15 protein-coding genes are annotated in these 14,460 nt (G+C 42.0%); 5 read left to right on the top strand and 10 right to left on the bottom strand.

The window, feature by feature from the left end; genetic code table 11:
• From CYK47_RS13930 to CYK47_RS13910, 5 genes are all read right to left on the bottom strand, one after another.
• Nucleotides 1–175, bottom strand: a 175-nt coding sequence (locus tag CYK47_RS13930) for a GTP-binding protein (RefSeq protein ID WP_252150261.1), incomplete at its 3' end; no start/stop codon positions are given.
• Between the two features lie 94 nt (nucleotides 176–269).
• On the bottom strand, nucleotides 270–2,405 hold the full coding sequence (fusA, locus tag CYK47_RS13925; protein ID WP_122902409.1) for an elongation factor G: 2,136 nt from the start codon (nucleotides 2,403–2,405) through the stop codon (nucleotides 270–272).
• A 130-nt stretch (nucleotides 2,406–2,535) separates the two neighbouring features.
• Nucleotides 2,536–3,006 carry a 30S ribosomal protein S7 gene (rpsG, locus tag CYK47_RS13920; RefSeq protein ID WP_122902407.1) on the bottom strand — a complete coding sequence of 157 codons (471 nt, stop codon included), beginning with the start codon at nucleotides 3,004–3,006 and terminating at the stop codon, nucleotides 2,536–2,538.
• 178 nt (nucleotides 3,007–3,184) lie between these two features.
• The gene (gene rpsL, locus CYK47_RS13915) at nucleotides 3,185–3,559 is read right to left on the bottom strand and encodes a 30S ribosomal protein S12 (RefSeq protein ID WP_002050319.1); all 375 of its coding nucleotides are present in this window, start codon (nucleotides 3,557–3,559) and stop codon (nucleotides 3,185–3,187) included.
• Between the two features lie 225 nt (nucleotides 3,560–3,784).
• The gene (locus tag CYK47_RS13910; protein WP_122902406.1) at nucleotides 3,785–5,035 is read right to left on the bottom strand and encodes an EcsC family protein; all 1,251 of its coding nucleotides are present in this window, start codon (nucleotides 5,033–5,035) and stop codon (nucleotides 3,785–3,787) included.
• Between the two features lie 258 nt (nucleotides 5,036–5,293).
• Here CYK47_RS13910 and CYK47_RS13905 point away from each other — a divergent pair, with 258 nt between their 5' ends.
• Both CYK47_RS13905 and hemJ read left to right on the top strand, forming a co-directional pair.
• Nucleotides 5,294–6,523: a beta-ketoacyl synthase N-terminal-like domain-containing protein gene (locus tag CYK47_RS13905; RefSeq protein ID WP_122902405.1), complete on the top strand. Its 1,230-nt coding sequence runs from the start codon at nucleotides 5,294–5,296 to the stop codon at nucleotides 6,521–6,523.
• A gap of 20 nt (nucleotides 6,524–6,543) precedes the next feature.
• On the top strand, nucleotides 6,544–6,996 hold the full coding sequence (hemJ, locus tag CYK47_RS13900; RefSeq protein ID WP_122902404.1) for a protoporphyrinogen oxidase HemJ: 453 nt from the start codon (nucleotides 6,544–6,546) through the stop codon (nucleotides 6,994–6,996).
• A 49-nt stretch (nucleotides 6,997–7,045) separates the two neighbouring features.
• On the opposite strand, the gene CYK47_RS13895 is transcribed toward hemJ, so the two are convergent.
• From CYK47_RS13895 to CYK47_RS13880, 4 genes are all read right to left on the bottom strand, one after another.
• The gene (locus tag CYK47_RS13895) at nucleotides 7,046–8,476 is read right to left on the bottom strand and encodes an amino acid permease (RefSeq protein WP_122902403.1); all 1,431 of its coding nucleotides are present in this window, start codon (nucleotides 8,474–8,476) and stop codon (nucleotides 7,046–7,048) included.
• Nucleotides 8,477–8,588: 112 nt separating this feature from the next.
• Nucleotides 8,589–8,942, bottom strand: coding sequence for a RidA family protein (locus tag CYK47_RS13890; protein ID WP_122902402.1), 354 nt, complete (start codon nucleotides 8,940–8,942; stop codon nucleotides 8,589–8,591).
• Nucleotides 8,943–8,965: 23 nt separating this feature from the next.
• Nucleotides 8,966–10,072: an alanine racemase gene (alr, locus tag CYK47_RS13885; RefSeq protein ID WP_122902401.1), complete on the bottom strand. Its 1,107-nt coding sequence runs from the start codon at nucleotides 10,070–10,072 to the stop codon at nucleotides 8,966–8,968.
• A gap of 24 nt (nucleotides 10,073–10,096) precedes the next feature.
• Nucleotides 10,097–11,350 carry a D-amino acid dehydrogenase gene (locus CYK47_RS13880; protein ID WP_122902400.1) on the bottom strand — a complete coding sequence of 418 codons (1,254 nt, stop codon included), beginning with the start codon at nucleotides 11,348–11,350 and terminating at the stop codon, nucleotides 10,097–10,099.
• 138 nt (nucleotides 11,351–11,488) lie between these two features.
• On the opposite strand from CYK47_RS13880, the gene CYK47_RS13875 reads away from it, so the two are divergent.
• Both CYK47_RS13875 and CYK47_RS13870 read left to right on the top strand, forming a co-directional pair.
• A complete protein-coding gene (locus tag CYK47_RS13875) occupies nucleotides 11,489–11,953 on the top strand; it encodes an Lrp/AsnC ligand binding domain-containing protein (RefSeq protein WP_122902399.1) in 465 nt (154 codons plus the stop codon).
• Between the two features lie 9 nt (nucleotides 11,954–11,962).
• Complete coding sequence (locus tag CYK47_RS13870) at nucleotides 11,963–12,706, top strand: sporulation protein (RefSeq protein ID WP_122902398.1); 744 nt, start codon at nucleotides 11,963–11,965, stop codon at nucleotides 12,704–12,706.
• Here CYK47_RS13870 and CYK47_RS13865 read toward each other — a convergent pair.
• Nucleotides 12,701–13,345 (bottom strand): HAD-IA family hydrolase, encoded by a 645-nt coding sequence (locus CYK47_RS13865; RefSeq protein WP_122902408.1) that lies wholly within the window; start codon nucleotides 13,343–13,345, stop codon nucleotides 12,701–12,703. The two genes, CYK47_RS13870 and CYK47_RS13865, sit on opposite strands and share 6 nt — an antisense overlap.
• A gap of 64 nt (nucleotides 13,346–13,409) precedes the next feature.
• Between CYK47_RS13865 and CYK47_RS13860 the strand changes: the two genes are divergently transcribed.
• Complete coding sequence (locus tag CYK47_RS13860; protein WP_122902397.1) at nucleotides 13,410–14,177, top strand: hydroxymethylpyrimidine/phosphomethylpyrimidine kinase; 768 nt, start codon at nucleotides 13,410–13,412, stop codon at nucleotides 14,175–14,177.
• Nucleotides 14,178–14,460: the final 283 nt, after the last annotated feature.

Raw genomic sequence — 14,460 nt, 5'->3', positions numbered from 1 at the left:
GTGCTTTTTCTTCTGGTGCTGAGTCGATCGCAGCGTAGTCACGTGCTTCACCACCGAATTTCTTCGCACATACAGTTGCAATCGCAGCTGTTAAAGTTGTTTTACCATGGTCGACGTGACCAATTGTACCCACGTTAACGTGTGGTTTATTACGTTCAAACTTAGCCTTAGCCATGTTTATCTTCCTTTGTAGATTACTCATGCAGGATCACTGCATGAGCATTAGAATTTAACTATAAATTAGTTAGGTAAGTATAGTAATCGAAAGATTACTCGTCGTCACCTTTTTTACCGCCAGCTTGGAATTTAGCAATGATGCCTTCAGCCACGTTACGTGGAGTTTCAGCATATTTAGCAAATTCCATAGAATAAGTCGCACGACCTTGAGACATAGAACGCATATGAGTTGCGTAACCGAACATCTCAGCAAGTGGAACTTCTGCACGGATTGCTTTAGTACCACCAGGTAAATCGTCCATACCTTGAACCATACCACGACGACGGTTTAAGTCACCCATGATATCGCCCATGTAGTCTTCTGGAGTTTCTACTTCAACTTTCATGATTGGTTCAAGAAGGATAGGATCCGCTTTCATGAAACCATCACGGAAGGCATAAGAACCCGCCATTTTGAACGATAATTCATCAGAATCGACATCGTGGTAAGAACCGTCGAATAAAGTCGCTTTAATGCCAACTACTGGGTAGCCAGCTAAAACGCCGTTCTTCATACGTTCTTGAATACCTTTGTCAACCGCACCGAAGAATTCTTTAGGTACTACACCACCTACAACTTCTTCAGCGAATTCGTATTCTTTTTCTGATTCAGGATCAAGCGGTTCAAGACGTACATATACGTGACCGAATTTACCTTTACCACCAGTTTGACGAACGAATTTACCTTCTTGCTCAACCGATTTTTTAATCGTTTCACGGTAAGATACCATTGGTTTACCAATGTTCGCTTCAACACCGAATTCACGCTTCATACGGTCAACGATGATGTCAAGGTGAAGCTCACCCATACCAGCAATAATTGTTTGACCAGATTCTTCGTCAGTACGTACGCGGAACGATGGATCTTCTTTTGCCAAACGACCTAAAGCAACTGACATTTTTTCTTGGTCAGCTTTAGTTTTAGGTTCAACTGCAAGTGCAATTACTGGCTCTGGGAATTCCATACGCTCAAGTGTAATTACGTGGTTTTCATCACATAATGTATCACCAGTCGTTGTATCTTTAAGACCTACACACGCCGCGATGTCGCCCGCACGAATTTCTTCGATGTCATGACGGTCATTTGCGTGCATCTGTACGATACGACCAACACGTTCACGCTTCATTTTCACTGGGTTGTAGCATGGGCTACCTGCTTTAAGCACACCAGAGTAAACACGTACGAACGTTAAGTTACCAACGAATTTGTCGTTCATGATTTTGAACGCTAACGCAGCAAACGGTGCTTCATCAGACGCTTCACGAGAACCTTCAGTTTCGTCTTTGTCGTCTAAGATACCTTTAATTGCTTCAACGTCAGTTGGCGCAGGTAAGAATTCAATAACAGCATCCAACATACGTTGAACACCTTTGTTTTTGAACGCAGAACCACAAAGCATCGGTTGGATTTCGTTTAGCAATGTACGCGCACGAATACCAGCAACGATTTCTTCTTTGCTTAACTCACCTTCTTCTAGGTACTTGTCCATGAGTTCTTCTGATGCTTCCGCAGCAGCTTCAACCATGTTAGTACGCCATTCTTGAGCTAACTCAACTAGGTCCGCAGGGATCTCGCCATATTCGAACTTCATACCTTGAGACGCTTCGTCCCAGATAATCGCTTTCATTTCGATTAGGTCAACAACACCTTGGAAGTTTTCTTCAGCACCGATTGGCACAACGATTGGCACTGGGTTACCGCCAAGACGTGTTTTAACTTGTTCAACAGCACGGAAGAAGTTTGCACCAGTACGGTCCATTTTGTTAACGAACGCAATACGTGGAACTTTATATTTGTTTGCTTGACGCCATACAGTTTCAGACTGAGGTTGTACACCACCTACAGCACAGTAAACCATGCACGCACCGTCAAGAACACGCATAGAACGTTCAACTTCGATTGTGAAGTCTACGTGTCCCGGGGTGTCAATTACGTTAATACGGTGTTGTTCGAACTGGTTAGCCATACCTTTCCAGAAGCATGTTACTGCTGCTGAGGTAATAGTAATACCACGTTCTTGTTCTTGTTCCATCCAGTCCGTAGTTGCAGAACCTTCGTGAGTTTCACCTAACTTGTGGCTCTCACCTGTGTAGAACAAAATACGTTCAGACGTAGTTGTTTTACCAGCATCAATGTGCGCTGAGATACCAATGTTACGGTAACGAGAAATTGGGGTTTGACGAGCCATGATCTCTTGCATTCCTAAATTTTGTTGTTTAAAACAGGACGCTTTAAGCTGCTAGCAACTTAAAGCGTTTTGATGACAATCAGGTGAAATCCAAATCATCACCGTCCTGATAAGGGCCTGTTTTATTTGCTTAGAAACGGTAGTGAGAGAATGCTTTGTTGGCTTCAGCCATACGGTGCACATCATCACGTTTCTTAACTGCTGCGCCTTTACCTTCAGCTGCATCAAGCAACTCACCAGCAAGACGTAGAGCCATAGTTTTTTCAGAACGCTTAGCAGCAGCGTCTACTAACCAACGCATCGCTAGAGCAGTACGACGGGATGGGCGTACTTCCATAGGAACTTGGTATGTAGCACCACCAACACGGCGTGCTTTTACTTCGACCATAGGGCGAACTTTTTCAAGAGTAGTCTCGAAAAATTCAACTGGGTCTACTTTAGATTTTTCTTGAACGCGGTCTAAAGCACCGTAAACGATACTTTCAGCAATAGATTTTTTACCATCTTGCATTACGTGGTTCATGAATTTAGCGATTGTTTGGCTACTGAATTTTGGATCCGGAAGGATTTCACGAGCAGCGACTACGCGACGTCTTGGCATTTTAAACTACCTATAAATATGACACTTCAGGTTTATCCAGCATGAGTACAAAGTGTCATGTACAATTCGCTGGCCTTACTACACGTCGCTTGAATTTCACAAAATTAAATGCAGAAATCAGACAAGCGAGACGATAAAGGATTGCGGTTCTAGACCTTAAGAGCTAATTCTGAACGAATTATTTCTTAGGACGTTTAGTACCGTATTTAGAACGAGACTGGTTACGATCTTTAACACCAGCACAGTCTAAAGAACCACGAACGGTATGGTAACGTACACCTGGTAAGTCTTTAACACGACCACCACGGATAAGAACAACACTGTGCTCTTGTAGGTTATGGCCTTCACCACCGATGTAGCTAGAAACTTCGAAACCTGAAGTTAAGCGAACACGGCAAACTTTACGCATTGCTGAGTTAGGTTTTTTAGGTGTAGTTGTGTAAACACGTGTACAAACACCACGACGTTGTGGACAAGCCTTCAACGCAGGAACTTTAGATTTTTCAACTAAAGTTGTACGACCCTTACGGATCAACTGATTTGTTGTTGCCATTTGGCAATTCTCCCGTTAATAAAAAGCCCCAAAAAATGTACCACTTTTTGAGGGCATATAATTGTAAGATAAGATCGTCAAATGGTCAATATTAGCAAGTACAACAAAGCGCGTTTGCTCTACAAAAAAAATACAAAAAACTCAACAATAACCCTTTGCTCATCACTCTATTTAAAGCACAGGCTTAAGGCTTAATTACCCTATGCCTTGCAGTGCTAGCGCATTTTATTTTTGCTTTGGTTTGTCTGTTTGTGGCTCAAACTGATCTTCAGAAAATTGTTTAAAATCAAGGTCTTGTTTTAATGCAGGTTGTTGCGCTGGTACGTGATCATGCGATTCAACCAGTTGGTCAGCTAACTGTTTTAAATCCTCATGTACACGGTTTTCAACTGGTTGAGTATCTGTATCAGTGTGCTGTTTTTTCTGAATCTCGACTTTAGCAATAGTGGCATGATCAAATAATTCCACTGGCTGATTTAGCTTCAGCTCGCCCACCTGTTGCTTAGCTGCAAAATATTCACGCGATTTTTCATAAGCCGCAATAGGTGATAAGTTTAAATCTTGATGCTGTTGTATATACGCGCGTGCTTCTGAAAAAATGTCTTGAGCTTTTTGATTAACATCTTCCAGCAACTTCCAGCTATATGCCGCACTCACCGATGCGCCTGCTACAGGAGTTAACTTACTTAAAATACTCAGTTTAGGTAAATGATTTAACCATTCGAACTTGGCTTGTCCTTCGGCATCTTTGAGCCATTGCTTTAAAGTTTCGGCATCCTGATTGGTGCCTAATAATTGCTGTAATTGATTAAAATCATGCGTTTCTAAAGCACTTGATAGGGCTTTTAATGCCATGAGTAAGCTTTGTTTTTGCGCAATTAAACTTAAGTCAATTTGTTTGAAAATAAATTGTACCATGTCTTGCTCAGTGTCTTGATTTAACTCAAAACCATAGGCACGGCCAATTTGATAAATACTACGTAAAGACAATAATAAAGAAGCAGGTACATCAATGGCAGAACCCAATACGCCCGTAGCACCACTGAGCGCCCCTTGTGCCGAAGCCAGCCATTTATTTTGATTGGCCAACAATTCACTTAGGCGTTTTGAGCGATCTACATCTTGGGTAAGCTCTTCTAAATCTTTGACGCCTGCCTCATCTAAAATTTGATCCACCGCACTTAAACGTGAACCTAAATGATTTAACTGCTCAAATAAATACGCAGAAAATTTATCGCTTAAATCAGGTGCAACAAAACTGGTGACTTTATTCACGCTGGCATAATGACGACCGAGTAATTGTTGAGATAAATTAGGCAAGCTCGCCCCATCTTGCTCGATAGGATGGTCTTTTTCAGATTTTTTCTGATTTTGTCCTACTTTATTTAACACCTCAAGGCCTGAGTGACTGAGCTTTTTAGCCACTCCAAGCGCACTCTCGAACAATCCTTCGGCTTGATTATTTTTACTGTTCACGCTGATTTACCCCTCTGTGTAAATTTGAACTTTCTCGCTAAATACTAGGTGTAGTCTATGTTTATCTCAACTTGATTATGTATCTTTTGGTTAACTCATAACGTATTTGGTTGCAAAATAAATCACTCAACAACAGGCATAGGATTTGCCATAAGAAATCAAAAATCTTTCTGCTATCATGAACGCATTGAAAAACATAAGTATGCAGCATTTCTTGCCGCGTATACTTTACAAAATCACTATATAAAGGAACTGTAGATGAAGCGTGTTGTGATCACTGGTATGGGCATCAACTCATGCATCGGTAATACATTAGATGATGTGTTACATTCGTTACAAAACGGAATTTCTGGGACACGTTTTAACCAGACTTATGCAGATTTAAACTTTAAGAGTCATGTCAGTGCTGCAGCAGAACAAGACTTTGACAACATCGACCGTAAACTGAAACGTTTTATGGGCGTATGTGCCATGTATGCTTATAACTCAGCTTTGGCTGCGGTAGAACACGCAGGCTTAACAGCAGAACAGCTTGGTGGTAATCCACGCTACGGTATTGCAGGTGGTTCAGGTGGCGGCTCTACAGCATCTGTAATTGAAATGAACGAACTGCTAGAAAGTAAAGGTGCACGTAAAGTCGGTCCATTCTTTGTACCACGTAACATGACCAACACCATTACCGCAAATGTGGGTGTGGCATTTAAATTACAAGGTATTTCGCACACTATTACCAGTGCATGCGCAACTTCTGCTGATGCGATTGGTTATGCTTACAACATGATCCAGCTTGGCAAACAAGATTTAATGCTTGCAGGTGGCGGTGAAGAAGATCATTGGTCACAAAGCTTATTGTTTGATGCCATGGGTGCATTATGTTCTAAATACAATGACTCACCAGAAACTGCCTCACGTCCTTATTCAGCTGACCGTGATGGTTTTGTGATTGCTGGTGGTGGCGGTTTTGTGGTACTTGAATCACTAGAACATGCGCAAGCACGCGGTGCGAATATCTTAGCGGAAGTGGTAGGCTATGCTGCCAATGCCGATGGTGCGGATATGGTTGCACCAAGCGGTGAAGGTGCAACACGTTGTGTCCTAATGGCTTTAGAAGAAGCGAAACAACACGGCGTTGACAAAATTGACTATGTAAATACCCATGGTACCTCAACACCGGCAGGTGACGTGACAGAACTTCTTGCAATGGAGCGTGCATTTGGTGAAGGTAATGTGCCACCACTGAGCTCAACCAAATCGATGACAGGTCATAGCTTAGGTGCAGCGGGTGTACACGAAGCGATTTACTCTGTACTAATGATGCAAAATGACTTTATTGCCCCAAATATCAATGTCACTGAACTTGATGAAGGTGCAAAACCATTTGATATCGTACTTGAAAAACGTGACACAAAACTGAATACTGTAATGAGTAACAGTTTTGGTTTTGGCGGTGTAAACGCTTGTCTCGTTTTCAAAAAATGGGAAGGCTAATGCACCCTTAGGGTGATTTAATGGATGCTCCTTCTGATGCTTTCCTTTGGGTAAAAGCGTTACATATTATTGCCGTAGTATGCTGGTTTGCTGCTTTGTTTTATTTACCAAGGCTGTTTGTTTATCATGCGATGAGCGAAGATCAGACCAGCCACCAACGCTTTCAAATCATGGAACGCAAGCTGTATCGAGGGATTATGTGGCCAGCAATGTTGGCCACTTTAATTACAGCACACTTTTTAGTGGATTGGGGCGATGCCACACAGCATTATCATGCAGCGACATGGTTTTACCTCAAGGTCGGCTTAGTCGGCTTATTGGTGATTTATCATTTGGTCTGTGGCTATTACCGCAAAAAACTAATTGAGAATGCACACTATAAATCACATAAATTTTGGCGCTTCTTTAATGAGTTGCCGACGTTTATTTTATTTGCAGTTGTCATCTTAGTGGTGGTTAAACCGATCTTTTAAATCATTCAAAAAAAATCCCCGATACGTCGGGGATTTTTTTATGCCTTGATTACTGGGTTTTTAAAGCGGCTTTTTTAGCAGCCAATACACGTGGACGATACAATACGTAGTAAGTTACCGATAAAATCACCAGCCATAGTGGGCTTACTTTTAATGCATTAAAAGTATCAGGTTCTAAGCTTAAAATCACCAAAGCAAAGGCTAAGAAGATCAGTACGATATAACTCATCCACACCCCACCTGGCATCTTAAACTTAGATTGGGCATGTTGTTCTGGGCGTAACTTACGATAGCGTAAATAACACACCATAATCAGACTCCAAATACTAATAAATAAGATTACACACAGCGATGTTGCAAGAGTAAACGCTTCTAAGGTGTTCGGCACAAAATACTGTAAGGCAGCGCCTGCCATAATAAAGCTACAAGAAAAAAGCAAACCTTTAGCAGGTACGGCACGTTTGGATAAATGGGCTAAAGCCGCAGGTGCTTGTTGACCACGCGCTAAACCAAATAGCATACGACTGGTAGAAAATACCCCACTATTCATCGATGACATCACCGATGACAAGACCACCAAGTTCATAATTAAGGCCGCAGCACCAATTCCAGCATGCATAAATAAGCTCACAAATGGGCTTTGATCGGCTGGAATTTTTGCCCATGGCGTTACTGACATCACCACAAACAAAGATAAAACGTAGAATAAAATAATTCGCGTTGGAATAGCATTGACCGCTTTAGGGAGGTTCTTCTCAGGGTCTTTGGTCTCTGCAGCCATGGTACCCAACAACTCTACCCCCACAAAAGCAAACAATGCAATTTGGAAACCTGCTAAGAAACCATCTGTACCTTTGGGAAACATACCTCCCGACCATACATGACTAAAACTTGCCACACTGCCATCTGGCGCTTGGAACTGATTAAACACCATAAAGCCACCAATGCCAATTAAGCTTAAAATGGCTAGAATCTTAATTAAAGCAAACCAAAACTCAATTTCACCAAATAATTTCACAGTCAGAAGATTTAAGCCCAAAACCAACAATACACAGCCAACACTAATCATGGCTTGTTGCATAGGGCTAAACGCTGCGCCTTCGGGTAACCAAAAACTTAAGTAATTGATAATCGCAGCTAAGTCGGCAATACCGACCAGTACCCAACCCAGCCAATATGACCAACCAATATAATAGGCAGCTCCTGGACCAATCAGATCGCGTGCCATATCAATAAATGACTTGTAATGTAAATTTGCTAATAATATTTCTCCTAATGCACGCATTAAGAAAAAAAACATAAAGCCAATGATCATATAAATAAATAAAATTGAAGGCCCAGCTAAAGCAATGGTTTTACCCGAACCCATAAATAAACCCGTACCAATTGCACCGCCAATAGCAATGAGTTGTAGGTGTCGGTTCGAAAGTTTACGCTGCAATTCATCAGCAGGCGCATCATTATGTTGCATTGTTGTCATTGGATTGATGTCCTTATTACACTTATATTTAAAGCAAAATTACTGCTTAAATATTGAACTTTAAAAAACGTCCTGTTTCTTAAAACTTAAAGCACTAAAAAAAACTGCACAGTTAAAACTGTGCAGCAGTAATTGCAATTTCAATTTTCCAATCAGGATTGACCAGATCAGCTTGAATGGTGGCGCGAGCAGGTTTAGTACACCCATGCAACCACTCTTGCCAAATTTGATTAACCACTTGAAAATCGCTCAGATGTTTTAAAAATAACTGTGCAGATAATATTCGTGATTTATCACTTTCATTTTCATGTAATATTTTATCAATAGTGGTTAAGATTTCACGGGTTTGCCCTGCAACATCCTGTGCAGTATTTTTAGGCACTTGACCCGATAAATACACCACTTGATTAAAGACCGTCGCTGCACTCATAACTTGATTGCTGTCGAAGCGTTGAATATCCGTCATCTTGTTGTATATCCTTGTTAAATTTAAAGCACTTGCATCGGTACGCGGGCAGTCACGCCACACATCAACTCATAACCTAATGTGCCTGAAGCCGCTGCGACTTCATCAATACTTAATACTGTGCCTTGTGAAGATTGGCCCCATAGCACCACTTCACTGCCAATATTGGCCTGCGGATGTTGACTCAGATCGACCACCAGCATATCCATACTGACGCGCCCTAAAATCTGGCTGCGTTGAGAGTCAACCAATACGGGGGTACCTGTGGGTGAGATGCGTTGATAACCATCAGCATAGCCACAAGCCACCACGCCTATACGCATCTGACGCTCAGCAATAAATTGAGAGCCATAACCGACCGTTTCACCTTGCTCAATCTCTTGAATAGCAATAATTTCACTGCGCAGGCTCATGCTCGGCTTTAAATTCCAATCTTCAATGCTTTGCTTGGGGTAATTGGGGGAGCTGCCATAGAGCATAATCCCGCTACGCACAATATCGGATTGAATATGCTCTGAATGGCATAAAATTGCTGCGCTATTGCTGACCGAAGTTAAACCACCTAAAGCCTGAACAGTATTTTGAAAAACTAAGTATTGATGCTGAATGCCATCTTGGGAAAAACGCGGTCCATCGGCATCAGAAAAATGCGTCATATGGGTAATAGAGCGCACATTAGGGAAACCTTGTAGCTGCTCAAACACTGCACGATAGTCTTTTGCCTGAAAACCTAAACGGTTCATACCGCTGTTCATTTTTAAATACACATCAAACTGTGCCGCGGATTGCTGAGCAAAGGCAGCTAACCATGCAACTTGATGGGGACTATGCAAACTAAAACTTAAATCGAGTTCAGCACACAGCGCTAAGTCTTGCGGCTGAAAAACACCCTCTAGAAGTAGAATTTTGCCTTGCCAGCCTAACTGACGTAGGCGCTGTGCTTCAGCTAAATCAAGCAGTGCAAAACCATGTGCCTCGCGTAAAGCAGGATAAACCTGCTCAATGCCATGCCCATAAGCATTGGCTTTGACCACAGCAAACACCTGTGCCTGTGGTACGCGTTGTTTGGCGATCGTTAAATTATGCTGTAGTGCAGTTAAATGCACTACAGCTTGGATTGGACGTGGCATATTTTCTTCCCTGAAAATGTGTGTTTAAGCTGCGTAGCGTTGCAGTGATAATCCTTCTGTACTAATGTCTGGTTGATGATTCATCACTAAGTCGCTCACTAACTTGCCTGAACCACATGCCATGGTCCAACCTAAAGTGCCATGCCCAGTATTTAAAAACAGATTGCTAAAACGCGTCGCACCAATAATTGGTGTGCTGTCTGGGGTCATTGGGCGTAAACCTGTCCAGAAACTTGCCTCGCTTAAATTACCACCTGGGAACAACTGTTGTGTCACCATTTCTAATGTGCCACGACGATCTGTTTTTAACTCACGGTTAAAGCCACTCAACTCTGCCATACCACCGACCCGAATGCGTTGGTCAAAACGAGTAATGGCTATTTTATAGGTTTCATCTAATACCGTAGATTGGGGTGCAAAATTAGCATCAACAATTGGTACGGTCAGTGAATAACCCTTGACTGGATAAACAGGTAAATCAAGATCTAATGGTTTTAAGAAATCACGCGAATAACTACCAAAAGCCAAGACATAACGATCAGCTGTGATAACTTCACCATTGACCACCACGCCAGTGATTTCATCTCCTTGGGTCACTAAACGCTCAACATTTTGATTAAACTTAAATTGCACACCCATTTCTTTGGCTACATTGGCAAGTGCATTGGTAAATAGGTAGCAATCGCCTGTTTCATCATTCGGTAAATGTAAACCACCCACCAGTTTATCTTGTGCATATGCCAGTGCTGGCTCTACTTTAGCCAAGTCTGGACCTAATAGTAATTCATGCGGCACGCCACATTCTTCAAGCACAGCAATGTCACGTTGCACCATTTCAAGCTGCGCTTCATTACGAAATACTTGTAAGGTGCCTTTAGAACGATGTTCATAATGAATACCCGTGTCTTTACGTAATTCACGTAAACAATCACGGCTATATTCCGCCACACGAGTCATACGTTCTTTATTAATAGCATAGCTGGCAGGGTTACAGTTTTTGAGCATCTGTGCCATCCAATTCAGCTGCCACAAACTGCCATCTAAATTAATCGCTAAAGGTGCATGATGTTGGAACATCCATTTAACCGCTTTAAATGGAATCCCCGGTGCAGCCCAAGGGGTCGAATAGCCCGGTGAAATTTGTCCTGCATTACCAAAACTGGTTTCTTCCGCAGGCCCACTTTGACGATCTAAGACCGTGACTTCAGCTCCCTGCGCAGCAAGGTAATAGGCACTTGCCACACCAATTACACCACTTCCTAATACCAAAACGCGCATGACGCCACCCTCAAAATTCTTCTAGTTGATTCATCTAGTATATTGACGAATCAATAGTGAAATTCACTATTTTTTATGCTAAAAACTAGGTAAAAGGACAGTTCTTTGAAGTTTAAAAATGAATAACAGGAAAAATAAATGCGTGCATTAGATCGTATTGATCATCAAATTTTAGACATTCTGCAAAAAGAAGGTCGTATTGCCATTAGCGAGTTAGCAGCTCGCGTCAATTTATCCACCACGCCTTGTTCAGAGCGCGTCAAACGTTTAGAACGTGACGGTATTATTATGGGCTATCATGCTCGCCTAGACCCCAAATTGGTTGATCGTAATTTACTGGTATTTTTAGAAATTAAATTATCGGCAAAATCAGGTGATGTGTTTGATCAAGTGGCGCGTAATTTAAGTGCCCTACCTGAGGTTTTAGAATGCCATTTAATTTCAGGTGAGTTTGATTATTTGGTTAAAGCACGTCTCAAAGAAATGAGTGCCTATCGTCGTTTATTAGGTGATTTACTCAAACAATTACCCGCTTCGGCCTCTTCACATAGTTATGTGGTCATGGAAGAAGTCAAAGAAACCTTATATTTAGATCTACATTAAGGATCAGGCATGTTTAAGCAAGTATTATCCAGTTTTGGCATTCAGGGCGTACAAGTCGACACCCTGTTGCATAGTCCACACTTAGAGGTTGGGCAAGCCTTGCAAGGTGTAATTCATTTTAAAGGTGCCAGTAGCAATAAACGCATGAATGGCATTTATTTAGAACTGATGACACTGGTTGAAGTCGAAAGTGGCGAGCATGAAACACGCCAAGCGCAATGTATTGCCCGTTGGCCCATCAGCGGTGCTTTTGAGCTAGTAGCCGAGCAGGTACATCAATGCCCATTTAATATTCAACTGCCTTTTGAAACGCCAGTCACACAGCTCAATTGCTACGCCAATCACACCAAAGTATGGCTACATACTCATTTAGATATTGATTGGGCAGTAGATGCGCATGACGATGATGCCTTAGCCATTTATCCCAATGCAGCGATGCAAACTCTGATTACAGCTTTGCAACACTGTGGTTTAAGCTTATATTCAGCCGATGTAGAACGCGGTCAATTACGAGGTGGTCATTTCCAATCGAGTATTGGCTGTTATCAAGAACTAGAGTTTAGACCCACGGCATGGCTCAGTCATTTAAATGAGTTAGAAGTGTCTTTTGTCGCAACAGCAACACAAACGCATGTTCTGTTTGAAATTGACCGTAAACTCGGCCATGATCATTATCAAACTTTAAGCTTGCCGCATACTACCCTTGACGTCGGCAGCCTAGCGGCACATCTCAAACAATTATTGGCTTTATAATACATCTAGCAATTGTTTAAAGCCTTGAATGCGTGCTTTAGGCTTGGCTGCACTAATTTCTGTATCTGAGCCATAGCCGTATTCTACCGCTATGGTTTCAATACCATTGCGGCGTGCGCCTAAAATATCGTATTCACGATCGCCCACCATTAAGCATTCACTGGCTGTTAAATGTTGCTGCGCTAAAATATAGGCAATTAAATCACCTTTATTGGTGCGCTCACCACTGAGTTCACTGCCATAGATCACGCTAAAATACTGCGCTAAATGAAAATGCTGTAAAATTTGTTTGGCATAAATCGTCGGCTTGGCGGTGGCTAAAAATAGCTGATAACCACGCGCTTTAAGTTCAGCTAAAGTCTCCTTCACCTCAGGATAGACTTCATTTTCAAATAAACCCGTCACTGCAAAACGTTCCCGATAGCCCAACAAGGCCTGTTCTGCCAAATCATGGCTGACATCGACCTGTAAAATCTTCGCCAATGAGGCTTTTAGCGGCGGGCCAATGATCCAATCTAAATCTTCATGCAATGCAACTGGATGACCAATTTTATTTAAACCATAACGTGCCGAGGTGGTAATCCCCACTTTAGGATCCGTTAAGGTGCCATCCAAATCCAGTAAAATATTTTTAATCACCACACGCCCCGAACATCATAAAGTTGCCTATACTAACCCAATTTTAAATTGAAAGGACTGCCCCGTGCGCGCGACTGTACTTTGTTTTTCTGGTTTAGATCCTTCTGGTGGTGCAGGCTTGCAAGCAGATATTGAAGCCATTGGCGCCAGTGGTGCGCATGCTGCAATTGCCTGTACGGCTTTAACCATTCAAAACTCACAACAGGTGTTTGGTTTTGAAGCCACCTCAAAAGCATTATTGTTAGCCCAAGCCAATGCTGTGGTTGAAGATTTACCCATTACATGTATTAAATCAGGCATGTTAGGCACTACGGAAAATATTGCAGCCTTAGCGGAGTTTTTAGGTGAGCATCCTGATTATTTATATGTGCTAGATCCCGTATTGGTGGCCAATAGCGGCGGCTCGTTGGGTAATCAAGCGACTTTAGTCAAGGCCTTTGTTGAGCTTATTCCATTTGCAACCGTGTTGACCCCAAATACAGTCGAGCTACGTGCTTTAACAGGTGAGGATGATTTAGAACTTGCCACAGCAAAATTATTTGCTTTAGGTGCTAAAGCTGTTTTGGTCAAAGGTGGGCATGAAGACACGCCTGAATATATTCAAAACACTTTATATGTAGATGGTATACAAGTTGCGCAAAGTCGTTGCCCACGTTTAGAGGGTGAGTATCATGGTTCAGGTTGTTCACTGGCAAGCTATATTGCAGGTCGTTTAGCCCAAGGAATTGAACTAAAACATGCAGTACAACAAGCTGAAGAATGGCTGTTTGGTGTACTGCAAAATGCTGAAATTCCTGTCGCTGGTGGTCAACGCATTCCAAAGCGTTTTTAACACAACAGCCCGTCTACGACGGGCTTTTTTTAAGGATTAAATTTATGTTCCAACTTTTTAATATTTGATCGTTCGTTGAATTCATCAGTTCGTTGTTAAAATAAATATCTACGTAAGTTCTTCTAACTTTGGAGGTAATCGAGCAAACCAATTTAAATTAGACCTCTTGCGAAAGTAAAAATCACCTCCATATAAATTTCATGAGATATCAGAAATTAAACCGTTTTTCAGATTCTGAATTCAAACGCTTGGTTGGCGTACCTCGACAAGTTTTTACTGAAAT

It is taken from the genome of Acinetobacter sp. B51(2017), assembly GCF_003711395.1.
GTDB lineage: Bacteria > Pseudomonadota > Gammaproteobacteria > Pseudomonadales > Moraxellaceae > Acinetobacter.
The sequence above is the reverse complement of the archived record's forward strand: the minus strand, read 5'-3'. Positions and strand labels throughout refer to the sequence as shown.

Excerpts from the sequence above, each read along its gene's own strand:
- fusA (WP_122902409.1), bottom strand. The coding sequence starts at position 2,405 with ATGGCTCGTCAAACCCCAATTTCTCGTTACCGTAACATTGGTATCTCA.
- rpsG (WP_122902407.1), bottom strand. The coding sequence starts at position 3,006 with ATGCCAAGACGTCGCGTAGTCGCTGCTCGTGAAATCCTTCCGGATCCA.
- rpsL (WP_002050319.1), bottom strand. The coding sequence starts at position 3,559 with ATGGCAACAACAAATCAGTTGATCCGTAAGGGTCGTACAACTTTAGTT.
- CYK47_RS13905 (WP_122902405.1), top strand. The coding sequence starts at position 5,294 with ATGAAGCGTGTTGTGATCACTGGTATGGGCATCAACTCATGCATCGGT.
- hemJ (WP_122902404.1), top strand. The coding sequence starts at position 6,544 with ATGGATGCTCCTTCTGATGCTTTCCTTTGGGTAAAAGCGTTACATATT.
- CYK47_RS13895 (WP_122902403.1), bottom strand. The coding sequence starts at position 8,476 with ATGACAACAATGCAACATAATGATGCGCCTGCTGATGAATTGCAGCGT.
- CYK47_RS13890 (WP_122902402.1), bottom strand. The coding sequence starts at position 8,942 with ATGACGGATATTCAACGCTTCGACAGCAATCAAGTTATGAGTGCAGCG.
- alr (WP_122902401.1), bottom strand. The coding sequence starts at position 10,072 with ATGCCACGTCCAATCCAAGCTGTAGTGCATTTAACTGCACTACAGCAT.
- CYK47_RS13880 (WP_122902400.1), bottom strand. The coding sequence starts at position 11,350 with ATGCGCGTTTTGGTATTAGGAAGTGGTGTAATTGGTGTGGCAAGTGCC.
- CYK47_RS13875 (WP_122902399.1), top strand. The coding sequence starts at position 11,489 with ATGCGTGCATTAGATCGTATTGATCATCAAATTTTAGACATTCTGCAA.
- CYK47_RS13870 (WP_122902398.1), top strand. The coding sequence starts at position 11,963 with ATGTTTAAGCAAGTATTATCCAGTTTTGGCATTCAGGGCGTACAAGTC.